The sequence below is a fragment of the Pontibacter qinzhouensis genome (assembly GCF_008017455.1).
GTDB classification, from domain to species: Bacteria; Bacteroidota; Bacteroidia; order Cytophagales; family Hymenobacteraceae; genus Pontibacter; species Pontibacter qinzhouensis.
The window spans coordinates 1-24,037 of sequence record NZ_VRTY01000097.1 but is presented as its reverse complement, the minus strand read 5'-3'; the positions used below and the strand labels follow the sequence as shown (position 1 = coordinate 24,037).

The 24,037-nt window shown below is 49.5% G+C and carries 18 protein-coding genes; 8 read left to right on the top strand and 10 right to left on the bottom strand.

Going from position 1 to position 24,037, the window contains the following annotated elements; all coding sequences use genetic code 11:
* Positions 1-545 precede the first annotated feature (545 nt).
* From nadB to ric, 8 genes are all read right to left on the bottom strand, one after another.
* Positions 546-2,108 carry an L-aspartate oxidase gene (gene nadB, locus FVR03_RS19565; protein ID WP_147923462.1) on the bottom strand — a complete coding sequence of 521 codons (1,563 nt, stop codon included), beginning with the start codon at positions 2,106-2,108 and terminating at the stop codon, positions 546-548.
* A 2-nt stretch (positions 2,109-2,110) separates the two neighbouring features.
* Positions 2,111-3,106: a quinolinate synthase NadA gene (nadA, locus tag FVR03_RS19560; RefSeq protein WP_255474307.1), complete on the bottom strand. Its 996-nt coding sequence runs from the start codon at positions 3,104-3,106 to the stop codon at positions 2,111-2,113.
* A gap of 407 nt (positions 3,107-3,513) precedes the next feature.
* The gene (locus tag FVR03_RS19555) at positions 3,514-3,981 is read right to left on the bottom strand and encodes an RrF2 family transcriptional regulator (protein ID WP_147923460.1); all 468 of its coding nucleotides are present in this window, start codon (positions 3,979-3,981) and stop codon (positions 3,514-3,516) included.
* A 103-nt stretch (positions 3,982-4,084) separates the two neighbouring features.
* On the bottom strand, positions 4,085-4,399 hold the full coding sequence (locus FVR03_RS19550) for a metal-sulfur cluster assembly factor (RefSeq protein WP_147923459.1): 315 nt from the start codon (positions 4,397-4,399) through the stop codon (positions 4,085-4,087).
* Positions 4,380-5,687: a hypothetical protein gene (locus FVR03_RS19545; RefSeq protein WP_147923458.1), complete on the bottom strand. Its 1,308-nt coding sequence runs from the start codon at positions 5,685-5,687 to the stop codon at positions 4,380-4,382. The genes FVR03_RS19550 and FVR03_RS19545 overlap by 20 nt, the downstream gene beginning before the upstream one ends.
* 3 nt (positions 5,688-5,690) lie before the next feature.
* Positions 5,691-6,497: a DUF2249 domain-containing protein gene (locus FVR03_RS19540; protein ID WP_147923457.1), complete on the bottom strand. Its 807-nt coding sequence runs from the start codon at positions 6,495-6,497 to the stop codon at positions 5,691-5,693.
* A 14-nt stretch (positions 6,498-6,511) separates the two neighbouring features.
* Positions 6,512-7,003, bottom strand: coding sequence for a hemerythrin domain-containing protein (locus FVR03_RS19535; protein WP_147923456.1), 492 nt, complete (start codon positions 7,001-7,003; stop codon positions 6,512-6,514).
* A 301-nt stretch (positions 7,004-7,304) separates the two neighbouring features.
* Positions 7,305-8,264, bottom strand: coding sequence for an iron-sulfur cluster repair di-iron protein (gene ric, locus FVR03_RS19530; RefSeq protein ID WP_147923455.1), 960 nt, complete (start codon positions 8,262-8,264; stop codon positions 7,305-7,307).
* A gap of 189 nt (positions 8,265-8,453) precedes the next feature.
* Between ric and FVR03_RS19525 the strand changes: the two genes are divergently transcribed.
* Positions 8,454-11,756: a vitamin B12-dependent ribonucleotide reductase gene (locus FVR03_RS19525; RefSeq protein WP_147923454.1), complete on the top strand. Its 3,303-nt coding sequence runs from the start codon at positions 8,454-8,456 to the stop codon at positions 11,754-11,756.
* 245 nt (positions 11,757-12,001) lie between these two features.
* The gene (locus FVR03_RS19520; protein ID WP_369410469.1) at positions 12,002-12,421 is read left to right on the top strand and encodes a group III truncated hemoglobin; all 420 of its coding nucleotides are present in this window, start codon (positions 12,002-12,004) and stop codon (positions 12,419-12,421) included.
* Positions 12,422-12,632: 211 nt separating this feature from the next.
* On the opposite strand, the gene FVR03_RS19515 is transcribed toward FVR03_RS19520, so the two are convergent.
* Together FVR03_RS19515 and FVR03_RS19510 are read right to left on the bottom strand one after the other, a co-directional pair.
* Positions 12,633-13,925 (bottom strand): hypothetical protein, encoded by a 1,293-nt coding sequence (locus FVR03_RS19515; RefSeq protein WP_147923453.1) that lies wholly within the window; start codon positions 13,923-13,925, stop codon positions 12,633-12,635.
* Positions 13,925-14,365 carry a hypothetical protein gene (locus tag FVR03_RS19510; RefSeq protein WP_147923452.1) on the bottom strand — a complete coding sequence of 147 codons (441 nt, stop codon included), beginning with the start codon at positions 14,363-14,365 and terminating at the stop codon, positions 13,925-13,927. The genes FVR03_RS19515 and FVR03_RS19510 overlap by 1 nt, the downstream gene beginning before the upstream one ends.
* 364 nt (positions 14,366-14,729) lie before the next feature.
* Here FVR03_RS19510 and FVR03_RS19505 point away from each other — a divergent pair, with 364 nt between their 5' ends.
* The 6 genes from FVR03_RS19505 (at position 14,730) to pflA (ending at position 23,709) form a co-directional block, all read left to right on the top strand.
* Complete coding sequence (locus tag FVR03_RS19505; RefSeq protein ID WP_147923451.1) at positions 14,730-16,544, top strand: nitronate monooxygenase family protein; 1,815 nt, start codon at positions 14,730-14,732, stop codon at positions 16,542-16,544.
* Between the two features lie 4 nt (positions 16,545-16,548).
* Positions 16,549-17,010, top strand: coding sequence for a 6-pyruvoyl trahydropterin synthase family protein (locus FVR03_RS19500; RefSeq protein WP_147923450.1), 462 nt, complete (start codon positions 16,549-16,551; stop codon positions 17,008-17,010).
* A gap of 695 nt (positions 17,011-17,705) precedes the next feature.
* Positions 17,706-18,989, top strand: a complete 1,284-nt coding sequence (locus FVR03_RS19495) for an L-lactate MFS transporter (RefSeq protein ID WP_147923449.1) — start codon at positions 17,706-17,708, stop codon at positions 18,987-18,989.
* 122 nt (positions 18,990-19,111) lie between these two features.
* Positions 19,112-20,497 carry a porin gene (locus FVR03_RS19490; protein ID WP_147923448.1) on the top strand — a complete coding sequence of 462 codons (1,386 nt, stop codon included), beginning with the start codon at positions 19,112-19,114 and terminating at the stop codon, positions 20,495-20,497.
* A 99-nt stretch (positions 20,498-20,596) separates the two neighbouring features.
* Complete coding sequence (pflB, locus tag FVR03_RS19485) at positions 20,597-22,837, top strand: formate C-acetyltransferase (RefSeq protein ID WP_147923447.1); 2,241 nt, start codon at positions 20,597-20,599, stop codon at positions 22,835-22,837.
* A gap of 80 nt (positions 22,838-22,917) precedes the next feature.
* On the top strand, positions 22,918-23,709 hold the full coding sequence (pflA, locus tag FVR03_RS19480) for a pyruvate formate-lyase-activating protein (protein WP_222707273.1): 792 nt from the start codon (positions 22,918-22,920) through the stop codon (positions 23,707-23,709).
* Positions 23,710-24,037: the final 328 nt, after the last annotated feature.

Sequence of the window (24,037 nt, the reverse complement as noted above, 5' to 3'; positions counted from 1 at the left end):
TCCAGCCCTAATAGCCTGAAAGCTTCGCCATTTTAAAATCTGAAAATAATCCCAATGACGGATTTAACTACCAAATAACAGTAATAACAACCCAAACCTACGGTTATCTGCACTATGTACGAAGGTGTTTTAGAAGTTTAACAACATATTCACGAACTGGTCTGCAGTTGCTGTCACTAAATATAAATATAAACCATAATATTCCTAGACAAATTTGCTACCCTATAGGCAAGTCAATTCTTCGGCTGTTGGAGTTCGTGTCTGTCACCAAAAGTAACACGAAAGCCACTGCGCTCATCAATTTTTAACTCTTGTTACGCTGGAGTTCTTGCCTCTCCTGAAGGTAGGAAACAAAACAAAATTTGATGCTGGGTGTTGTTTACTGATGCGTATGTGCTCTTTTCACCTACCAACTTAGCTTCGCAGAAGTACTTTATAGGCTCTTTTTTTTGTGCACCCACCAATTATTCAAATGAAAATGCCCTTCCAAAGCAAAAATAGCCAAAACGGCTCAAGGGTACTATACAAATAAACTTCCTGCTCCTTTAGCCAGCAAGTGCCGCTTCCGTTTCATGTACGACATAATGCCCGCCGATGCTTCCGGGGCGAAGAAGGCAGGCGTTTAGAATGAGTTGTGCTACCAAAAGCAGGTTGTAAAGTTCCAGGATAGATGGACTGAATCCTACTTTTGCTCTGGCACAGTCAAGCTGCTTTTTAAGTGAGGCTACTTCGGTTTTAGCTTGCCGCAGGTTCTCCATGTTCCGGATAATGCTGGCATGCTCCCACATCAGCGCCTGTAGTTTCTGCTTCAAGGCCCGCACCTGCGGCTCCACCACTGTAGTATCGGTGAGGCTGAAAAGAATGTGATCGAAGGTTCTATCTACCAGTTTCGTAACAGGTACTGAGGTAACCTGGGCCGCGTGAGTTGCTGCACTAATGGCAAACACCACACCTTCCAGCAACGAATTACTGGCCAGCCGGTTGGCACCATGCACACCCGTGCATGCTACTTCGCCTATGGCATACAGGCCGCGCAGGCTGGTGCTGCCCTGCAAATCAGTTTGAACGCCACCGCATTGGTAGTGTGCAGCCGGCACAACCGGAATCAGGTCGGTTTCAGGCAAAAAACCTGCCTTTCTGCAGCGGTCATAAATAACAGGAAACTGCCGTTCCAGGAGCCTGGCCGGCAGGTGGCGCGCGTCCAGGTAAAGGCAAGGGTGCTCCAGGCGCTTCATCTCAGAAAGTACTGCTCTGGCTACTATATCTCGGGGAGCAAGGGAGCCCAGCGGATGATACTCGTGCATAAACCGCTCACCGGATGGCAACACTAACTCTGCTCCGGCACCACGTACGGCTTCGCTTATCAGGAAGGTCTCTTGTTGTGGGGCAGGTTCGTACAGTGCTGTCGGGTGAAACTGGAAAAACTCCATGTTCCCGATGTCGGCTCCTGCCCGTGCTGCCATGGCCAGGCCATCGCCGGTAGCTATGGCAGGGTTGGTGGTATGTCGGAACACCTGTCCCGATCCGCCTGTCGCCAGTACCACAGCTTTGGCTTCCAGGTGCAGCGTGGTATCATCCTTTAAATGGATCAGCGAAACACCATGGCAAATGGTTTCTCCGGCTGTATTTACCAGTAACTCTGCCGCCATGCAATTTTCCAGCACGGTAATAGCGGGGTGCTGCCGGGCTTCCTGCACCAAAGCTTCCTGCACCGATAAGCCGGTATGGTCCTTTACGTGCACGATGCGGTGTCGGCTGTGGCCACCTTCCAACCCCAGGGCTTCTTCGCCACCTGCCGTTTTATCAAAGCAGACACCTTTTTGCTGCAGCCACTCTATAGCCGCAGGAGCTTGTGCTGCCATAAACCGAACAGCTTCTTCATTGCAAAGTCCTGCACCTGCCACCAGGGTATCTTGCACGTGTTGGCAGTCGGAGTCTGGCAAGCGCAGGGCAGCCGCAATACCACCTTGTGCAAACGAGGTATTCGTATGGCCAATGCTGCTTTTGCACACCACTGCCACTGTACCCGCTTCAGCTACTTTCAGGGCAAAAGTGAGGCCGGCAATTCCGCTTCCCAGCACCACATAGTCGTAGTACAGCGATTTCATAATCAGCTAAATTCGAGCATTCTTTCAATAGGTTTCAGGGCACGCAGGCGTAGCTCCTCCTCCATGCTTACACGGTAGTTTTGCTCCTCGTCGGTGCCGATGGCACGCAAGGTATGGAGCGTACGTTGCAGGGTAATTTGCTTCATGTGCGGGCATTTAATGCAGGGTACTATAAAGTTCTTTTCGGGGTACATGCCGCGCAGGGTCGCACCCAGGTCGCACTCAGAACCCAGAATAAACTCGCGGTTGCTGCTCTCGCCCACAAACCGAATAATGTCTGATGTGCTTCCAACTACCCCTCCCACACCTGTCAGGGCTTCTGCCACTGCATCGTCGGGCACTTCCCAATGCACCAGTACCTGCGCTTTGGGGTGCACCAGTTTTAGTCCGCTGATGCGCTGCGGCGTAAACTGCTCATGCACTTCGCACTTGCCATCCCAGAGTATCAGTTCTTTCCCAGTTTCGGCTTTTATTCTCGTCTGCAGGTTCCGGCCCATAAAAACATCCGGCAGGAAAATAAGCTGATCGCTTTCAAAAGAACGGGCTATGTCCATGGCGTTGCGGGAGGTGCAGCAGATGTCGGCTTCGGCCTTTGTTTCGGCGTAGGTGTTGATGTAGGCTACTACCGGCACGCCAGGGTACCGCGCTTTCAGCTGGCGCACATCGGCACCTGTAATGCTCTCGGCAAGCGAACAGCCTGCCTCGTAGCTTGGCAGCCATACCTGTTTTGCCGGATTCAGGATTTTGGCAGTTTCGGCCATAAACTTAACACCACAGAAAACAATGTGCGCGGCATCTGCTGTTTTAGCAGCTAGACTCAGCCCCAGCGAGTCGCCCACAAAATCGGCTATGCCGCCATCCTGCGCTTTTACCTGCAGCTCGGGTGCCATGTAAAAATGCGACAGAATAATCACATTTTTCTCACGCTTCAGCCTCCTGATTTCTTCCACGACCTCTTCCATGGCGTTTACCTCCCAAGCCTGGGCGTACGGATTCATCGACCTAAGCTTTGCAGCGAAGTTCCCTGTTGTTAACGTACTTGACATAAAAAGTAAAGGTATTGTATATGAAACTATATTAGACTCAGATAAAGGCAGTTATGAACTTACCTACTGAAGTTTTGTATGAGCGACGGAGAGAATGACGTAATACTAAAATCTCCAAACTCTTAATTCGAAAAAGTAGTTAGCATGTAACATGAAAATGCTGCTGCACACCCTTGGAGCTATTCCTGTAAAATTCCTTCTGGAGGCTGTTTTCATTCGAATAATTCTAATCCTGAAGTCGCTATAGACTTAAATCATTTGTCAGAATTTAGAATGATGGACCTCGTGCCTTAACCCTTGTGCAACCATAAGCCGCAGAATACCTGGCACGAACAAGGGAGCTAGCGCCAGAATAATTTTTAGTTTGCCGAAGTCCCAGCAGGCTCCTCCTGCTGCAGGTTGGTGATAAAATATTTACCCGTGTTCACGCCATCTACCAGATCTTGTATGGTTTTGGTGTTGAACACCCGCAGCAGCTTGTCGCGGTAGGCTTTAATTTCATCGTGCAGGGGGCAAGGGTGGCTGTCGGAGCATTGTTTCATACCCATACCGCACTTCTTAAAAGCCTCGATTCCATCAATGGTACGCACCACATCCAGTATGGCGATATCGCTGGCAGACCGGTGCAGAAAAAAACCACCATTCGGACCTTTAACAGAAGCAATAATACCTTTCCGAACGAGGTCCTGCAAAATTTTGCCCATAAAGTGCATCGGCAACTCCAGCACTTCTGCTATCTCTTTTATTCCCACTTTATTCTTCTTGGCATCGTTGATGGCAATGTACACGATAGCCCGCAAGGCATATTCAACTGTTTTAGATAACATAATTCAATTATTCAGAATCTGTAAAAAGGCTTGATCAGGTAATTTTTCAAAGATTTATATTTTACGCTGAAAAATGCATAGTTACCAAATCACCTGCCAAATTTTATACCCCATTAAGTTCCCGCATGCCTTCTTCAGAAATCATATCGGTAGACCAGGGCGGCGACCAAACAAGCTCTACCTGCACTTGTAGCTCAGGAAACCGGTTGCTTAAAATCTGCTCAACAGCTGTTATAATGGTGCTGCCCATCGGGCAACCTGGCGTGGTTAAAGTCAGCTCTACTGTCAGCACTTTTTCCTGCAGGCTCACTTTGTAGATCAGGCCCAAGTCTACAATGTTAATGCCTACTTCCGGGTCGATGATGTATTTCAACGTTTCGAATACTTGCTCGCCAGTGTCAGGCGCTTGCGTTTCCATAGCTGAATGGCTTTAGTTGTTTAACTTTGTGTAAGAGCAGCAGGTACACATTGGCTGTATAAAACAGCGAGGTAATGGTAAACCCAATGGCTCCGGCTAAAATCAGATCCTGTACCCGCAACAGCACGCCTGCAACCAGCAGCACGTAACCAAGCAGATAACTTATATTTTGCCAGCGAAGCCAGGCATGGCTGTACATATCTTTGGGTAAGGGAGTTTTGTAGCGGCCCACATGGTGCTCATACGCGTGCATCCAGACTATGAAAGGAAGCGTTTTGAACGTTTGCCCCAGTATAAGAGCCGACACAAAACCCAGGAAAACAGAGATGCCATATACCAGGTAAATGGCTGATAAAAGCTCCTGCGGCAATGGCAGTTCTGTGCTCACTACAAACAGCAACACCAGGGGCAGTAGCACCAAGGCCAGCGCCACAAATGTTTGCTGCATGCCCAGGTCAAGATCTTGCCGCTGCCTGCTTTTATAAGCTGTATAAATGAAGAGCATGAACAAACCCACACCTGCCACCACCATGCCTGCGTAGAGCCACACAAAGCCTGTCTGGAAAAACAGATGATCAAAAACAAAGCATACCAGCCCTGCATTAATCAGGTAGTAAGCCCACGTCAGTTTTTTAGAACTCTCCGGGTGCGCCAGCAGGAACATCGGAATTAGCTTGGCACCTACACCTATAATCAGCAACAGAAACCATCCGGCCATGCCGATATGGGCATGCAATTTTAAATAATGCACATGGTCGGCTGGCAGAAAACCCATGGTAAAGTTAAGGGCCATGAGCAGGCCAACTGCCCCGGTTGCCACCAGCCAGTAAGTAGATGTGACGATAAAATCGGCATCGATTGTCCATTTAGGAGCCAGGCGGGCAGTTTTGGTTACATTAAAGGAGAACAGCAGAAACGACAGGAAAAGCGCACAGCCAGCCAGGTGCATAACCCAACCCACTTCAAAATACCAGAACGCATAACTCAGCAGCACCGTGCCAACAGCCAGCAGCACGAAACTGGCTATGGCCAGACGCTCACTATACAGTTTGCACTCCAGCACAACTGGCAGCAGTTGGTAAAGAGCCCCGAAAATAAGCATGGTGGCCCAGCCCAGCACGGCTATGTGCGTCAGGGTAAGCAGCTTCGGATGAAAGTAATGGCCGCCAAAGGCATCGGTAGAGAAAATCAGCAGCACACTGAGCGCCACAAAAGCAAGGGCAGCAAAGGCAAAATGCGGTAACACGACCCATTTACCCGGTGAGTTAGACGTAGTGGCTGTGCTCATGGCTTATCTGTAAATAAGTAAATCGGTTTCGGAGGGGCTTACTTCTTTAATAGCGATCAGAAAACCGCGCTCCTGTAGCTGTGGCAACAAATACTGTGGCACCCGCCGGTGCTTTACATGCAAGGCTGTGCCGGCTGGCAGAGTGGCCAGTTCGCTCAGAATGGTCACCATTGGTTGAGGCATCTCGAGGTGGCGCACATCAACTTGCCGGATGTTATCGGCAAAACTGGTTTGAATTATATCGAAGGAAGTATTTAGGGGAGCTGACGTTTCTGGTGCAGCAGCAAGGGCTGTTTTGTGCCAGAAATACGTGTACACCAGTTTTTCTTCTTTCTCCACCACATGGTAGTTGAACCCGCGCTTCTGCAGGATGGTCAGCAGCGGCGTTGGTTCAAACGTATTGATGAGTACCAGCGTGTGTTCCTCTTCCAGTTCCTCCACGGCCTTCATTATCTTCCGGAAAGGATCGTTGCCAGCGGCAATGTCTACGCGCACATCCAGCTCCACCAGGCCATTTTCCGGCAGTTCAACAGGTTCAGGTGCTGTTGCCACTGGCTTGGGTTTGGCAAAAGCAGGTGCTGTTGCCGACCCTACGGTAAACCCCAGCGGAACCAGTTTCTCATAAAACTGCTCCACCCGGCAACCACCTATGCGGGCAGCATCGGCAATGGTTACGCGCGAGGCCAGCACTTTCCGCAGAAACGGATTACGCAGTTTCTCGAAGTGACTGCTGATAGAGGCAATGGCATCTATGGCAGCCGGGTTTTCCTTAATCAGGGTGGAAATCCGGGTGGTGGCTGCGATCTGCATGGCGTGCTGTTTAGTTATTTGGTTGCCCAGAATTCGGGCTTAAAGTTATCGATGCGAGGGCCCTGCTTGTGCTCCAGCAGCTTGCTGGCAAGCTCCAGTTCATCAGAATGCACCACCGCCTGCAGGTATGGGAACAGCTCCCGCTCCTCCCACCGGATATGGTCTACCAGATCCTGCTCCAGAACTTTAAAAAGATCTTTGTTCATGGGGCTGCCTTCGGCCACCAGTTCCACGAGCACCTGCAGTAACCTGTGTTCCTCTTGTAACCGGACTCTGGCAATATCGTTTTTGGGCAAGAGTCTTTTCAGCAGCCATTCTTCTTCCTCGCAATGAGCTTTCAGAATGTTGTCCCAGAAAAAGCGCACATAAGCCCGCATTACCTCCAGGTCTGTTCCGTTTCTAAGTCCCTGCCTCAGCTTCCAGCAAAAAAGCAGTCCGAAATGGTGCTCACGGGAAATAGGCACTAAATTTTTATCGCGTTTCTGAGGGTTCACTGTATTTTTCATGGCAGTAAATTTTAATTATTCTTAGTTACAAGTATCCGGATAAGCTCGCAGAGTTCAGAGAAGGAATGTCATTGCAAAAACTGCTTTACATCATTTACAGGGGACGAATTGAAATTTTGAATGAGTGGATGAGTGATTGAGTGAATGGATGATTTTGAATGAATAATTTAGAGAGTAAATTTTGACTGATTGACTGAACATATGAGCAAATATTAATTCCCCATTTACCCACTCAGTCTTAATTCTGAATTTATTCGCTCATCCACTCATTCAAAATTCACTCATTCACTCATTCAAAATTTCAAGATAGCACTTCTTTCTCCAGCTCCAGGGCTTTCGGGAACAGCACGTTGTTTTCTAGGTGAATGTGGCGGAAGAGATCATCTTCGAATTCCTGCAGCTTTTTAAAAGCAACGGTATAGGTAGCACAGGCATCGGCTGGCAAGGTAAAGTTGTTGCTCAGCTCCCTAATTTTCTCCAGCTCACCACCAGCATTTTCGTGTTCCATCTCCATCATGTTTATCGGGTTCCGGATAGAACCGAATGCGGCTGGTGCTATTTTGGTACCATTTTGCTTCGCCTCATCCAGTTGCTTAATGTACGGGAACAGTACGCGCTCCTCTTTCGGCATATGCGAATCCAACTCGTTGGCCACATTAGTAAAGTGCTTTACAATCTCGACCAGCTCCGGATGCCGCTCGCCATGTACGCGTGCAATTTTGGTCGTGTATTCGTATAGCGCTGGTATGGCTTCGCGCACATAGGTATGGTGCATGTTCACGATGTAATCAGCCAGGAAAGAAGGCGACCAGTTCTCGTATTCTGCCTGGCGCTTGGTGTCTTTCTCATCGGTTTCCAGCAGCTCTTTCTCCAGTTCTTCCTGGCTGATACCTTTTTCCTGGCACACCTGCGCCACCGATTTTTTACCGCCGCAGCAGAAGTCGATGCCGAATTTTTTAAAGACCTGCGCCTTGCGGTAATCTTTGGCAACCAGTTCTCCTACTGTCTCACCTTCTACCGCCGTATTTTTGGTTATCCGAACTTCCCATACCTCCGGCCCCTGCTCCAGGTATTCCCATTTAAAAATGTTGCCGCGCTCACCCAGCAGCTGGTAGTACAGAGGTTTCGGGTCGTGGTCGTTATGAATGATAAAGCCTTCGCCGCCCTGCAGCTTATCGAACCACTGAAAAATAGTAGGATGTTTAAAGCGTGGCTCTATTGCGGTTACGTCCAGCACTTCCTGGTTTTGCGTAGTTTCCATTTCTTATTTTTTAAGGATGATATGGTTGATTTGATAATGTAAAGGTAAGGGGCCAGTCATTAATAAAAGATGCCGTTGTCTTTATTTTAAAGTGATCTTTGTCATTATTTGTTTGAGGAAATTCCGGCAGCTTTGTCCCTCCTACACCACCAGAAAATCATTCCTTCAACATAAAGATCCATCCCCCCTATGGAAAAAGATAAACCCAAAGCCAAAGGCTTGTCCATTCCCCGTTTCTTCACAAACCAGGGCACCAGCCCTTTCGACATGTTCAGCTACGAACTGCGTTCGTCCACTATCCGAAACCCGCAGGGCGATGTAGTAGCCGAGATAACAGACGTAGAAGCTCCGGCCAACTGGTCGCAGATCGCCACCGATATTCTGGCTCAGAAATACCTCCGACGAGCAGGCGTACCGCAGCCCGATGGCAGCACCGGCTCCGAAAGCTCCGTCAAACAGGTGGTGCACCGCATGGTAAACTGCTGGCAGCAATGGGGAAACCGCCACGGCTACTTTACCTTGGAGGAGAACGGCCAGGTGTTTTACGATGAGCTGGTGTATATGCTGCTGGGCCAGTACGCGGCTCCAAATTCGCCCCAATGGTTTAACACCGGCTTGCACGAATCGTATGGCATTAAGGGCCAAGCGCAAGGCCACTTTTATGTAGACCCTGACACGGAAGAGCTGAAAGCCTCGGAGTCGGCGTTTGAGCGGCCACAGCCACACGCTTGCTTTATACTCTCTGTTAAAGACGACCTGGCAGGCAAAGGAGGCATTATGGATCTGCTGGTACAGGAGGCCCGCATTTTTAAATACGGCTCCGGCGTTGGCACCAACTTCTCCAGCGTACGGGGCAAAAACGAACCGCTTACCGGTGGCGGCACCTCCTCCGGCCTTATGTCTTTCCTGAAAGTAAGCGATCGTGCTGCCGGGGCTATAAAATCGGGGGGTACCACGCGCCGCGCCGCCAAAATGGTAAGCCTCGACCTCGACCACCCCGAAATTGAAGCCTTTATTAACTGGAAAAAAGACGAAGAAAAGAAAGTAGCCGCTCTTATTGCAGCAGGTTACGCCTCCGATTATGAAGGAGAAGCGTACCAAACCGTATCGGGCCAGAACTCAAATAACTCGGTTCGGGTACCCAACACCTTTTTTGAAGCCCTGCAAAATAACGGCAACTGGAACCTGACCGCCCGCACCGATGGCAGCGTGGTTAGAACGGTGGCAGCCAGAGACCTGTGGCAGCAGGTAGCAGCGGCTGCCTGGGCTTGTGCAGACCCGGGCGTGCAGTTCGACACACTCATTAACGACTGGCACACCTGTCCGGCAGAAGGCAAGATCAGCGGCTCCAACCCCTGCTCCGAATACATGTTCCTCGACGACACCGCCTGCAACCTCGCCTCCCTGAACCTGTTCAAGTTCTTTAACCAGGAAACGCAGGAGTTTAACGTAGCTGCCTTTGAACACGCCTGTCGCCTCTGGACTGTTGTACTCGAAGTATCGGTGCTGATGGCACAGTTCCCTTCTGAGGTAGTGGCACAACGCTCCTACGACTACCGTACCATCGGGCTGGGTTATGCCAACTTAGGAGCATTGCTCATGATACAGGGCTTGCCTTACGACAGCCCAGAAGCCCGTGCCATGGCTGCCGGCATCACTTCGCTCATGACAGGCACTGCCTACAAAACCTCTGCGGAGCTGGCGGCCACACTAGGTGCTTTTGCTAAATACAAGCTTAACCGGGAAAGCATGCTGCGCGTGATCCGCAACCACCGGCACGCCACCTACAACCATCCGGAAAAATACAAAGCGCTTAGCATACAACCGCAAGGTCTGGACCAGGTGCTGTGCCCCCACTACCTGCTGCAGGCGGCCCAACACGCCTGGGACGAGGCGCTGGCGCAGGGCCAGAAGCATGGCTACCGTAATGCACAGGCTACTGTTATTGCCCCAACCGGCACCATTGGGTTGCTTATGGATTGCGACACTACGGGCGTGGAGCCGGATTATGCATTGGTGAAGTACAAAAAGCTTTCCGGCGGTGGTTACTTTAAAATCATAAACCAGTCTATTCCGGTGGCACTGCAAAAGCTGGGCTATACACAGGAGCAGGTGCAGGCAATTGTGCATTATGCCAAAGGCCACCTCACTTTTGCCGGTGCCCCTCACATTAACCCGACATCTTTACAGGCTTTGGGATTTCTTCCTGCCGAAATAGCTGCGATTGAGGCTGCATTGCCCACTGCCTACGACCTTCGCAGCCTCTTCAGTGCCTACACCCTAGGTGATGATTGCCTGCAACGGCTCGGTTTTACAGCCTCACAGTACCAGCGCCCCGATTTTATTCTGCTGCAGGCGCTGGGCTTCACAAATAAGCAGATAGAAGAAGCCAACGACTACGTTTGCGGCACCATGACGGTAGAAGGCGCTCCGCACTTGCAGGCACAGCACTACCCGGTGTTCGACTGCGCCAACCGCTGCGGAAACAAAGGCGTTCGGTTTATAAAAGCTACCGGGCATATACATATGATGGCGGCAGTGCAGCCTTATATTTCGGGGGCAATCTCTAAAACCATAAACCTGCCGAACGAAGCAACTGTGGAGGAAATTGCACATTGCTATGAGCTGTCGTGGGAACTGGGGTTAAAGGCCTGCTCCCTCTACCGCGATGGCAGCAAGCTGTCGCAGCCGCTTAGCTCCAAAAGCACACAGTCAGAAGACGAGGATGAGGATGAGGAGGAACGCACTGCTGAGATAGCAGAGAAGGCGGAAGCTGCAGAGATAAAGCTAAACTCAGAACAGGTGCTGCAGGCGGCCAAAACCATTCTCTCGGAATCGGCAAGCGACCTGTTTCGGCAGCAGCTGTCGCGGATGGTGGAGCGCCGCAAACTCCCCGACAAACGAAACGGATTTACGCAGAAGGCAAAGATTGACGGCCACACCGTGTACATCAGAACCGGCGAGTACCCCGACGGAACAGTTGGAGAAGTATTTATAGACATGTACAAGGAAGGTGCCTCGTTCCGGTCTATCCTGAACTGCTTTGCTATTGCAGTTTCGCTGGGGCTGCAGTATGGGGTGCCGCTCGAGGAGTTTGTGAACCGCTTTACCTTTACACGTTTCGAGCCGGCGGGCCGCGTGGAGCACCCGAACATAAAATCGGCCACCTCGGTGCTCGACTACCTGTTCAAGCTGCTCGGCTACGAATACCTGAACCGCACCGACCTGGTGCACGTGCAGCGAGAGGAACCTGAAAACCAGCCGGAAGCACCTGCTGCACCAGCTACAGCCATAGCCCAAGCTCCGGCAGTAAACGGGAAGGTGCACCAAGCGGTAAGCCAGAGCCGAACCGTTTTACTCGAGCAGACGCAGCAGGTACTGGCCAGTATGATGGGCGATGCCCCTGCCTGTAACGTCTGCGGCCATATTACCATCCGCTCCGGCACCTGCTACAAGTGCCTGAACTGTGGCAATAGCCTGGGTTGTAGTTAAATTTTTCTAATGGAAATAGCCTTTAGAAGGATTTTTAATTAAAAAGCGTCAAGGGTAAAAGACAAGGTTACTGCTTGTAAATGAGTAGCAGCCTCCTTATACCCTTGACGCTTTTCTTGAGAAATGCCTTCTGAAGGCTCTTTTCATTAGAATAATTAATGTTAGCACCATCGCTGTATTCTAGTTAATATTCGTAAAATTGGAAACATGGTATAGCAAGAGGTGTGTTTTGAGGTAAAATAAATGTGAAGGAATCAGAAATGAAGGAGCAAAACCAGAAACGAAAAGACATTCTGAGCCTGGCAGATATAAAACAGCTGGTCGATACTTTTTATACCCGCGTGAGGCAGGACGAGTTGCTGGGGCCTGTATTTGAAGAGAAGATAGGTAGCAACTGGGAAAAACACCTGGAAACGATGTACCGCTTCTGGCAAACCGTGCTCCTGGACGAGCGCACTTACCAGGGCAGTCCGGGTGCCAAACATATTACGCTTCCTGTAGGAGAGGAACATTTTGAGCGGTGGCTGGGCATTTTCGATAAAACTGTAGACGAGCTTTTTACAGGAGAAAAGGCAGCAGAGGCAAAATGGCGGGCAGCGCGTATGGCAGAGATGTTCGCTCAGAAAATAAATTATTTCAAAAACAACAGAGGAGCTATTCTGTAGCAGCAGCAGGACGAAGTGCATCCAACTTGAATTTGTCAGCAGACCCTTGGCAGGATATGGACCAAAATCCTTTTGAAGGCCATTTCTATTAGAAAAATTGCTCCTTTACCCAGCACAACAGAGCGCTCTTCCTTATTAGGTTTATGGAATGTCGAATGCAGGAGAATTGTTCCTCATGGCCCATTTCTAATTTTCAATTTGGAAGAGCACATCAAAGTGCTGGTTTTCTGGCTGTTTTACTTAAACCCGGCTGGCTGAAAAAGAACAGCAGCAGGCCCAGTGGCATACCAATGCTCGTCACAAACATGATCAGGTTAAAGTCTGGCAACGTAGGTAACTGCAACCAGAGCAACGTGCCCTGCAGAAACAACAGCGCTTCTGTGACCACAAAAAACAGGACTAAAAAGCCGAGGCCGAGTTTGGCTAACCATTTCAGCTGGTAAAGCTTTTGCTCCAGGAAAAAACCAACCAGGAACATAGATGCAAAGCCAAGCAAACTCAGGTGCAGGTACCCGATAATGAAATACCGGATCTGGTAAGCCAGATCAGCCATAGCCGGAAAAGCCGAAACCAACTGCATCATCAATTTTACAGACAGGCAGAAAAGCGCCATCCCAAACAAACCTTGTACCCAATTGGCAAACCGCTGCATAAGCTCGGCTCTAATCTGCCATAACAGCTTCAGGAAATAAACCAGCGCCACCACCTGCAGCACAGCTCCTGCCCCGCTTACCCAGTACCAAACAGCGGCCGGTTTTATCCACAGAAAAGATAGAATAACAGCTGGTACACAGGCTACTCCTAAGAGCCAAAGCACCCGCATAGCCAGCACTTTTTGGTACCCAATTCCTTTATGGTCGAGAAGCCAGAAGAACAGCCCGAGTACGGCAAAGGCAAACCAGCCGTTGTACTGGAAATGCAGGTAAAAATAAATGGCTGAATAGTAAAGCTTTCCTCCTGCCCCACCTGTTGCCATAATCGGTCCCATAGCCCATGGCCCAATGCTCGACAGCACCATGAACAGCAGGCTTAACCCGATAAAATTTAACGAGATGCCATGTTTCTGCCATAGGTACTGGTCTTCTTTTACATGTCTCCAGAAGCTCCAGGCAAACCAGTAGCTCAGTAAAATATGCAATGTGGAGAAGATGATGGAGAAAAGCGCGTATCCCTGCACCGGGAAACTGAAAAGCATACCGTTTACGGCAACCTGCGTGATCAGGAACTGCCGTTTAAAGGATTTTGATTTTGCTTCGGAGGCTGGCGGAAAGACATACAGCAAGGCGGCAAACAAAGCGCAGTAGAGCCAGCCGAGCAGCGCCACATGCGAGTGGGCATGTAAAAAATTCTTATAGTTGAGTCCTTCAATTGGCCCTACCACCTGCCACCGCAGCAGCAAACCTAACGCTCCCACCAGCACAAAATACCCCAGAGCAATGCGCGTTCGCACCAGGGTACTGTGCCACTGCTTTGTGCTGCTGCCAAGGGTTTTTAATTTATACATTATTTAAAATATTGATTATATGCTTTCAGCTGGGTTGAAATCCGGTCACGGGCTGCCAGGGCTCCTTTCAATTCTTTAGCCTCCAAAAGCCGAACATCTTCTACAATCGGTGTGAGGTACGCGTGCAGCATGTCGTGCGCGGGTCCGTGCATGGTGCAGGTGGCGAAAACATTTTTAAGTTCGCCCTGCAGGGTTTTGCTCAGCACCTGGTTAGCTTCCGGGGTGTTTACATCAGGTTGCAACAGGTGCAGGTGCATGAGGCGCTGCATCATATACATATTCTGGTTCGTGGCCTTGTCGGCTTCCCAGCGCTCGCCCAGGTTCAGGGTAAGATCTGTTTTAACGGTATACACTACCTCGCGGTGCAGTTCAGGCTCCGGCCTGTGTGTGCACGAAAAAGTGAACAGGCTTAAAAGCAGAAGTGTGGCTATCGGTTTCATGGCATTTTAAGTATAGGTGGAACAGGTTTGTCAGGTACAAAATAGTAGCGGAACTTCCTTTTGAATTTTTTAAGTACAAGTTTAGCCTCAACCACACTTTTATAAAATGACCTGGATCAACCACTTAGCTGCTCTTTAGCCCACTAAATTGAACGCCATACTCCTTCAGCAGGAAATATGACCGATGTCATTTTCCGAGGTGATGGTACTCATTCCGGCCGCGCACTATCTGCCCTACCTTGCAACTGTTAAAAGACTTGTTTTGCGCCTATTAGCATCTGTAGCTGCCAGGGCAGCCACACCTTAAGTCACGAAACGCCTTTAAATAATTAATTCTCAACAACATAGTAAAACGCACGCACACATGTTACAGACCTCACCGCACGCTTTCCATATTCCTGTTATGGGCCTGGCCTTTTCAGTAGATTCTCCTCTTAAAGTAGCCCGCTTCGGCATTTCGTCAGTGCTCTCGCTGGCCGACGATGCGCTGCTCGAACAGATGCGCTCCTACTACAGTCAGCAGTATACACTTCCGTTTACACCCATCACAGATAAAGAAGAAGACTACAGAGCCCGCCGCATTACGGCTTGCCTGGATATGGTGGATAAGGTGGTGAGCATGCAGCTGGAGAAGCTGCGCCAGGAGGCGTTTATACCCGAAAGCGATTTAACCAAATATTTTGCCCTGCTACCGGACCAGTCGCCGCTGAAGGCACTGTACCAGCAGATGGAAGGAACCGAATTTCCGTGGCTGAAGCAAATGCTGCAGGAAGAGTTGCGAAACGCAGTGGTTCCGGGCAGCATTGATGTTAACATTATGACCAAACTCGACCGCGCCAATTTCAGCAAGGATGGAGAGCCGCTGCCACAGGAGTATTGCGATGCACTGGCGGCCCTACGCGGTTTTGCCAACAGTACCGTTTCCTCGTCTGTCGTTTTCTCGGCTGGCATGAACATGCGCCTGTTCGCCTATATGGATCAGTTCCCGTGTTTCCTTCCTAATGCTGCAGGTGTGTTTCAGAAGAAAATAGTGATAAAAGTGAGCGATTACCGCTCGGCCATGGTGCAGGGTAAAATACTGGCTAAAAAAGGGCTGTGGGTATCTGAGTTCAGAATTGAGTCGGGCCTGAACTGCGGCGGACACGCTTTCGCCACCGATGGCTACCTGATCGGGCCGATACTCGAGGAGTTTAAAGAAAACAGAGAAGCATTGCGCATGGAGCTGTACAGCCTGTTCAGCTCTGCGCTTGCCAGCAAAGGTCTGCATGTGCCCATCGAAATTCCGGCCCAGAAAATAACGGTGCAAGGTGGTATTGGCACAGCGCAGGAGCACAACTTTTTGCTGGAGCACTACGGCATGGATGGCACCGGCTGGGGCACGCCCTTTTTGCTCGTACCAGAAGCCACTACCGTAGATGAGGAAACGCTGCAGCAACTGGTAAAAGCCAGAGAAGAAGACCTGTACCTGAGCCCAATTTCACCGCTTGGCGTTCCGTTCAATGCCTTGCGCGGCACCTCCAGCGAGCAGCTCAAAAGTTTCCGCATAGACCGTGGCAAACCGGGCAGCCCTTGCATTAAAAAGCACCTTGTTTCGAACACCGAGTTTACAGACGAACCAATTTGTACGGCATCGCGCAAGTACCAGCGCCGCAAGCTGGAGCAACTGAGTTCCCTGAACCTGGCACCTGAAGTTTACCTGGCAGAAGAGCTGAAAGTACTGGCAAAAGAGTGCCTTTGCGATGGCCTTGCCAACTCCGGAACGCAAGTGTTTACAAGCAGCAAAAAAGCAGCGGTGAAGGCTGTTACCATATGCCCGGGGCCAAACCTGGCTTACTTTTCGGGCGTGTTTAAACTGCAGGAAATGGTAGACCATATTTACGGCCGCTTTAATGTGCTGAACAAAAATTACCGCCCCCATATGTTTATAAACGAACTGAAAATGTATGTGGAGTACTGGAAAAACAAAAAAGCGGAACAGTTGGAAAACCTGACCGATAAGCAATACAAATACCTGCAGAACTTCTGGGATAATTTGCAGCAGGGCATCCAGTACTACAAGCAAAAACTACCGGACCTGTTTCAGGAAGAACTGGAGCGGCGCGTTATTATGCTCGATGAGCTACTCGAAGCAGAAAACCAGCTGTTACTGGCACGACTAGAAAAAACACAAGCTGTTTAAACACATGAGCCTAACCAGAAGCAAAATCAGACTAACCCGACTTTTTACGTTTGAGGCGGCCCATGTGCTGCAAAACTACGACGGTGCCTGCCGCAACATTCATGGCCATTCCTATAAACTGGAAGTAACCATTATGGGTACGCCCATTACCGATAAGCAACATGCCAAATATGGTATGGTGATGGATTTTGATGACCTGAAGAAGATTGTGCACGAGAGCTTGCTGCAGCCTGTAGACCATGCCCTGCTGCTGCGGGAAGATAGCCCAAAGGAGCTGGTGCAAACGCTGCAGAAGCTGCATCATAAGCTGGTGCTCACGCCGTACCAGCCAACCTGCGAGCGCATTTTAATCGACTTTAAAGCAAAGCTCCGCAACCAGCTGCCCGTATATGTAGAACTGCACAGCCTGAAGCTCTGGGAAACACAGAATTCCTTTGCAGAATGGTACTCCTCTGACGAGTTGTAATCTTTAACGAACCCTCTTACAGCACCTTTGTAAACTCTGTGGCCATGAACTGGCTGAAGAATTTACAGAGGTGCTCTTATTTTGCACCACCTCCTAAGATCCTGACCTACCCTTAGCCAGAAAATGAGCAAAAAGCTTTGGGAACCCCTTTTCATTAGAATAATCAGGCGGAATCCCGGATAAGTGATTGAGAGGGTGATTGAATAGCCCTTACCCACAAAAAGCCCTTCTGCAACGACAACAAATCAGGCAGTGGAAGTAGATAACAAAACAGCCAACTACTGCACAATACTGATCATGAAAGGTAAATTATTCAAATGAAATTGCCCTTCCAAAGCCTTACCCGGCGTTTTTATCTCAGGCTTTTATATCTCTCCAAAAAATCTCATACCAAGCAGTCTTTTTTGCTCTTACAAGTACCTTCAAAAAATGATATAGTCAGGATTCTGGCATGATCACCATCATATTTTCTGTGACGTTCGGTGTGTTCCTTTGTATCGTTACCTGACTGAGAGACAGCCGTGTGGCGGCAAACAAACGAGTCGAAAAAATGCCACACTTGTTGCCTTCGTGCTTTTAGAGATAGTGTCGTAGCCTGCCGGGAAAGTGGGAAAGGTTAAAGCATGAAAGTTTAGACTTTTTAGAAGTAACACCGCTTTACAACCAGTAGGATAAAACATTAAACATAGCACGTTATGACAAAAGTGAAAAACCGGTGGCTCATAGCTGCCTCTGCTGTAGGAATTCATATTTCGATAGGGTCGGTTTATGCCTGGAGTGTGTACACAAAGCCTCTGATTGAGAAATTTGGCTGGGGCCTCAAAGAAACGCAGTTCACCTTTAGCATTGCCATCTTTTTCCTGGGTTTGTCAGCTGCTTTTCTGGGTCATTACCTCGAGAAACACGGACCTAAGAAATCAGGTTTACTGGCGGCCATTTTCTTTGGAGTTGGTATTGCCGGCTCAGGTTTGGCCATTAAACTGGAGTCTATTTACCTTTTGTATTTATTTTATGGCGTGTTTGGCGGTATTGGCCTCGGTGTAGGCTACATTACACCGGTTTCGTCGCTGGTGAAGTGGTTCCCTGACAGGCGGGGTCTGGCAACCGGGCTGGCCATTATGGGTTTCGGTTTTGCAGCGCTCATCAGTAGCCCGTTAATTGTGTACCTGCTCTCGGCAGTAGGCATCGCCAACACCTTCTTTATTATGGGTTCTGTCTTCTTCCTGGTCATTTTCGGTTCTTCCCGCTACCTCTCTGCCCCTCCAAAAGGCTGGGTACCGGCTGGCTTCGAGGCGAACCTGGCAGGTGGCACCAAAAAAGTAGCCGAAGATCTGTCGCAGCTTACTGCCAACGAGGCCGTGAAGACCAAACGTTTCTGGTACCTGTGGGTGATGCTGTTTATTAACATTACATGTGGTATCGCCATTATTTCAGTTGCCTCGCCTATGGCACAGGAATATGCAGGCTTATCTGTTATAGCAGCAGCAACCATGGTGGGCATAATGGGGCTGTTTAACGGAGGTGGCCGCATCGGCTGGGCTACTTTCTCCGATTACATTGGCAGGCCGAACATGTTCACTATTTTCTTCAGCATTCAGATAGTGGCCTACTTTATTCTACCGGGCATCACCAATGCCCTGCTGTTCCAGGCCGTCGTGTTCCTTATTATTTCGTGCTACGGCGGTGGGTTTGCCACCATACCGGCCTACATCGGCGATATGTTCGGCACTAAGCAGTTGGGTGCCATCCATGGGTATATTCTCACAGCCTGGGCTGCTGCCGGTGTTGCCGGCCCGCTGTTTGCCGCCTGGACCCGCACCGTGTCGAGCAACTACAATTTTACGCTCTACTTCTTTGCCGGACTGTTGGTAGTAGCACTCGTGGTTTCTTTCCTTATCCGAAATGAAATCACAAAACTGAAAGCACAGAAAGCCAAAGAAGCAAGCCTGCTAAAACCAAAACTGGAGCTGGTATGCTAGATTAGAATGAGTGATTGAGAGAATGAGCGATTAAAATATTAAATACTCACCTGATACTTAAACTCAATCCTGTTCTGCTACTAAAACGCCAAGTAATTAAGCGCACAGAAACAAAAACTCCTATGAAACTCCTCAAACGTTGGGCTATTGTGCTGCTCACCATGTTTACCGCAACCATGGCATTTGCCCAGGGGTCGGCAGACTACGGCTCAGGGCTCAAGTTTAACCTGGATGAGGAAGGTGACAAGTATGTTCGGTTTATTTTCTGGAGCCAGATTTGGGCAAGAAGCACCCAGAACAACCCCGGCACCCTGATCGGCGACGAGCCAGCAGACCGCTCTTTTGATATGGGAGCGCGCAGGATACGTACTATTGCTTACGCCCAGCTTTCGCCCCGGTACCTGATTTTTACGCATCTGGGCATCAACAACCAGACATTTATAAATGGCGGAGCTAACGGAACAGGAGGCACTGGCGCATTTGGAGCAGGTAAAAAGCCACAGATATTTTTCCATGATGTGTGGAACGAATACGCGATTATTCCTGCCAAAAACCCGCATACCGGAGAAGCCAACAAGTACACACTGTATGCCGGGGCAGGATTACATTACTGGCTGGGCGTATCCCGGATAACATCTGCCAGCACGCTCAACTTTTTGATGTTGGACGCCCCGATTTTCAACTGGCCTACCCTCGAAATGTCGGATCAGTTTATCAGGCAGTATGGTATGTATGCCAAAGGAGCGCTGGGCAGGCTGCATTACCAGGGGCATATCAACAAGCCATTTGCCACCAATATACAGCCCGTAGCCGATGGGCCTGCCGTAGACAACAATGGAAACCCAAAAGCATCTTTCGGCGGTTATGCCGACTTCCAGCTATTTGACCAGGAAGCCAATGTGCTGCCCTTCCGGGTGGGCTCTTACTTAGGCAGCAAAAAGGTGCTCAATATTGGGGCAGGCTTTTTCAGTAACCAGGATGGCACCAGGAGCCTCAATACAGCGGGTGTGCTACAGAAACATGACATCAACATTTATTCGATGGATGTTTTTGCTGACCTGCCCATAGGGCCCAAATCGAAGAACATGGCAGTAACAGCTTACAGTGTAGCCTATAACTACGATTTCGGTCCGAACTATTTGCGCACCACTGGCATTATGAACACAGGCGTTCCGAACCCTGCTTTTGAAGGATTAAGGGCACAGGAAGGAGCCGGCAATGCGCGCTTCTCGCTCGGAACAGGCAAGGTATGGTACACACAGGCAGGCTTGCTGCTCCCCAAAGAGTTTTGCAGCAAAGTAAGGGTGCAGCCAGTAGCAGCCTATACGCTGAAAGACCTGGAGGCTCTGGATGAGGTCGGCCACTATTACGACCTGGGTGCAAACTTTTTCCTGGACGCGCATCATGCTAAAATTACAGTGCAGCACTCCAGCAGGCCTTTGTACTACAACAACAAAGTGTTTAACAGAGCTGGCGAATGGATAGTGCAGTTCCAGGTTTATCTGTAAAAATATATGACTCTCTGTACTGCCGGTTTAGTTCCTGCAGGAGATTACCAGGTTACGTTAACCACCACAACATTAAAAGAAAATAAAAACAATATAGTTATGAGCGCTTTAACAGAAGAGTACCGCGTTTCTTTCGTGAAGGGCAACTGGAACGATCGTATAGATGTAAAGGATTTTGTCAGAAAAAATGTAACGCCCTACGAAGGTGATGCTTCTTTCCTGGCAGGAGCTACAGAACGAACCAAGGAGCTTTGGCAGCTTTGCCTGCAGGCGATGAAGGAGGAACGTGAGAGAGGCGGCTGCAGAGCGATTGATACAGAAGTAATTTCAAGTATAACCAGCCATGGCCCCGGCTACATTGCACAGGAGCTGGAGGTAATTGTAGGCCTGCAGACAGATGAACTGCTGAAGCGTGCGATGAAACCTTTCGGTGGCATCAGGGTAGTAGAAGGCGCTGTAGCCGAACGTGGCCAGGAAGTAGCTGAGCACGTAAAAAATGTTTTTAAATATACCAAAGACCACAACAGCGCTGTTTTCTCAGCCTACGATCCTGAAATCAAAGAATTCCGCTCTAAAGGCATCCTTACCGGCTTACCAGACAACTACGCCCGTGGCCGCATCATTGGCGATTACCGCCGACTGGCCCTGTATGGTGTAAACAAATTGATAGCAGCAAAAGAAGCTGACAAACTGGCCATAGACGGCGAGATGGACGAACACAAGATCCGTTTGCGCGAAGAAGTTTACGACCAGATAGTAGCCCTGCATGACCTGAAAAAACTCGGCAACCTGTATGGCCTTGACCTGAGCCGGCCAGCCGAAAACGCCCGCGAGGCGGTGCAGTGGGTATACATGGCTTACCTGGCTGCCGTTAAAGAACAAGATGGTGCTGCCATGTCGCTGGGTAACGTGTCTACTTTCCTGGATATCTATTTTGAGAAGGATCTGGAAGCAGGACTTATTAACGAAGAAGAAGCACAGGAACTGATAGACCAGTTTGTAATGAAACTGCGTGTGGTTCGCCACCTGCGCCCCGGTGCTTACGACGAGATTTTTGGCGGCGACCCTACCTGGGTTACCGAAGCAATTGGTGGTCAGTTTGAAGATGGCAGAACCAAAGTAACTAAAACTTCTTTCCGCTTCCTGCAGACCCTGTACAACATCGGTCCTTCTCCTGAGCCAAACTTAACCGTGCTCTGGTCTAACGACCTGCCCGAAGGCTTTAAAAACTTCTGTGCCCAGGTTTCTATCGATACCTCGTCTATCCAGTACGAAAACGACGACCTGATGCGCAGTGTACGCGGCTCTGACGATTATGGCATTGCCTGTTGCGTATCGTACCAGGAAATAGGCAAACGCATACAGTTCTTCGGTGCCCGCACCAACCTGCCAAAAACGCTGTTAATGGCCCTGAACGCTGGTCGCGAAGAAAACTCCGGTGCCCAGATTCTAAAAGGTATTCCGGCCCTGGAGCGCGATGAGTTGAACTACGAAGAGGTGATGGCAAACTTTAAGCTGACCATGAAAGAAGTGGCCCGCGTGTATGCCAAAACCATGAACATCATCCACTACATGCACGATAAGTATTACTATGAGAAAGCTCAGTTCGCTTTCCTGGATACTGACCCGGGCATAGACATGGCCTACGGTGCGGCCGGTATCTCCATTATAGCCGACTCGCTTTCTGCCATTAAATACGCTAAAGTAAAAGCAATTCGCAACGAAGATGGCCTGACTGTTGACTTTAAAACTGAAGGAGATTACCCTAAATTCGGTAACGACGACAATCGTGTGGATGCCATAGCACAAGAGGTAAGCGCCTTTTTCTTCTCGGAGCTGGCCAGCCATAAATGCTACAAAAATGCAGTGCCTACCATGTCGTTGCTCACCATTACATCTAACGTAATGTATGGCAAAAAAACAGGCACCACCCCCGATGGCCGCAAAGCCGGCGAAGCCTTTGCTCCGGGTGCAAACCCCATGCATGGCCGCGACACGCACGGAGCTGTTGCCTCGCTGAACTCAGTGGCAAAGTTAGACTACCGCTATGCCCAGGATGGCATTTCTAACACCTTCTCTATTGTACCTAAATCGTTGGCTGGTACCCGCGAGGAACAGATAGAAAACCTGGTAACGCTGCTGGATGGCTATTTCTTTAAGAAAGCACACCACCTGAATGTGAACGTGCTGAACCGCGAAACACTGCTGGATGCCTTTAACCACCCGGAGAATTATCCGCAGCTGACCATACGGGTCTCCGGGTATGCGGTAAACTTTACCCGCTTGTCCAAAGATCATCAGTTAGAAGTGATCGCCAGGACTTTCCATGAAAGAATGTAATATCATAGTTGAGGTATATTTGTCCGGAGGAAGAGGGTTTTGCCCTCTTTTTCCATTTCTCACCAGTAAAGTTTATATTTATGAAAACGAACGAGGCACTGACACAGATGGAGGAAAAAACAAGGCACCACGAAGTGTCAGCAGACCGGCTGAATGTGCATTCCATTGAGACATTTGGCACCCACGATGGGCCCGGCATCCGGATGGTGATATTTACGCAGGGTTGCCAGTTTAAATGCCTGTACTGCGCCAACCCCGATACCATAGCGCTCGAAGGTGGCTATTGGCTCGATGTGGAAGAACTAGTGAAGCGGGCTGTAAGTCAGAAACCTTACTTCGGGAAGAAAGGTGGCGTAACGGTTTCGGGCGGAGAACCGCTGCTGCACCGCAAGGCCCTGAAAACACTCTTCAGCAGGTTGCACGAAGAAGGCATTAACACGGCCTTAGATTCTAACGGCAGGTTAATTGACCAGCAAACCAAAGACCTGCTTGCCGAAACCGACACCTTGCTTTTAGATGTAAAACACATAAACGACGATTGGCACCACAAGCTCACCGGCAAATCGAACCACAACACCCTGAAGGTGGCCGACTACCGCGAGTCTACAGGCAAACCCATGTGGCTGCGCTACGTGCTGGTGCCTGGCTGGTCTGATCAGGAAGAGTACCTGCACGAGCTGGGCCAGCGGTTCAAAGATTTTTCCACCATTCAGAAAATCGAAATTCAGCCATACCATAAAATGGGTATGCACAAATGGGCAGCCCTGGGCATGAAATACGAACTGGAAGGTGTAGAACCGCCTTCTCAAGACCTGCTAAATAAAACCGTTGCCATTTTTAAACAGTATTTCAGGGAGGTTAAAGTGAACTAGGGGCTTTGCTAAATTAGAAATTAGAAATAATGCTGGCGCGAGCGTCCTCGCACATGACGAATATTCCACGGCCTCTGGCCGTTTTGAAGCACTTTTGTTAGTAGCGTAATTCTTATAAACTAAATTGGAGGAGCACCAGGGGCTTTTAGCAGAAAGGCCAGCCATTCGCTGTAAGGAGGCAACCCTGCAGCAAAAAGGATCTCAAATTATTCTAATGAAATTGCCCTCCAGAAGAAATTTCATGTAAATTCTGCCAAGGGTCTGTCCTGCCTATTCTGCTGACTATACCTTTTCAATAGATGAATCTTTCCAGGAACGGCCTCCTAAA

Bases quoted from the DNA above. Each gene is read 5' to 3' on its own strand.
- FVR03_RS19490 (WP_147923448.1), top strand. From the start codon at position 19,112: ATGAAACTCCTCAAACGTTGGGCTATTGTGCTGCTCACCATGTTTACC.
- FVR03_RS19525 (WP_147923454.1), top strand. From the start codon at position 8,454: ATGGAAAAAGATAAACCCAAAGCCAAAGGCTTGTCCATTCCCCGTTTC.
- FVR03_RS19505 (WP_147923451.1), top strand. From the start codon at position 14,730: ATGTTACAGACCTCACCGCACGCTTTCCATATTCCTGTTATGGGCCTG.
- pflA (WP_222707273.1), top strand. From the start codon at position 22,918: ATGAAAACGAACGAGGCACTGACACAGATGGAGGAAAAAACAAGGCAC.
- nadA (WP_255474307.1), bottom strand. From the start codon at position 3,106: ATGAATCCGTACGCCCAGGCTTGGGAGGTAAACGCCATGGAAGAGGTC.
- pflB (WP_147923447.1), top strand. From the start codon at position 20,597: ATGAGCGCTTTAACAGAAGAGTACCGCGTTTCTTTCGTGAAGGGCAAC.
- FVR03_RS19545 (WP_147923458.1), bottom strand. From the start codon at position 5,687: ATGAGCACAGCCACTACGTCTAACTCACCGGGTAAATGGGTCGTGTTA.
- FVR03_RS19535 (WP_147923456.1), bottom strand. From the start codon at position 7,003: ATGAAAAATACAGTGAACCCTCAGAAACGCGATAAAAATTTAGTGCCT.
- nadB (WP_147923462.1), bottom strand. From the start codon at position 2,108: ATGAAATCGCTGTACTACGACTATGTGGTGCTGGGAAGCGGAATTGCC.
- FVR03_RS19540 (WP_147923457.1), bottom strand. From the start codon at position 6,497: ATGCAGATCGCAGCCACCACCCGGATTTCCACCCTGATTAAGGAAAAC.
- ric (WP_147923455.1), bottom strand. From the start codon at position 8,264: ATGGAAACTACGCAAAACCAGGAAGTGCTGGACGTAACCGCAATAGAG.
- FVR03_RS19555 (WP_147923460.1), bottom strand. From the start codon at position 3,981: ATGTTATCTAAAACAGTTGAATATGCCTTGCGGGCTATCGTGTACATT.
- FVR03_RS19500 (WP_147923450.1), top strand. From the start codon at position 16,549: ATGAGCCTAACCAGAAGCAAAATCAGACTAACCCGACTTTTTACGTTT.
- FVR03_RS19550 (WP_147923459.1), bottom strand. From the start codon at position 4,399: ATGGAAACGCAAGCGCCTGACACTGGCGAGCAAGTATTCGAAACGTTG.
- FVR03_RS19495 (WP_147923449.1), top strand. From the start codon at position 17,706: ATGACAAAAGTGAAAAACCGGTGGCTCATAGCTGCCTCTGCTGTAGGA.
- FVR03_RS19510 (WP_147923452.1), bottom strand. From the start codon at position 14,365: ATGAAACCGATAGCCACACTTCTGCTTTTAAGCCTGTTCACTTTTTCG.
- FVR03_RS19515 (WP_147923453.1), bottom strand. From the start codon at position 13,925: ATGTATAAATTAAAAACCCTTGGCAGCAGCACAAAGCAGTGGCACAGT.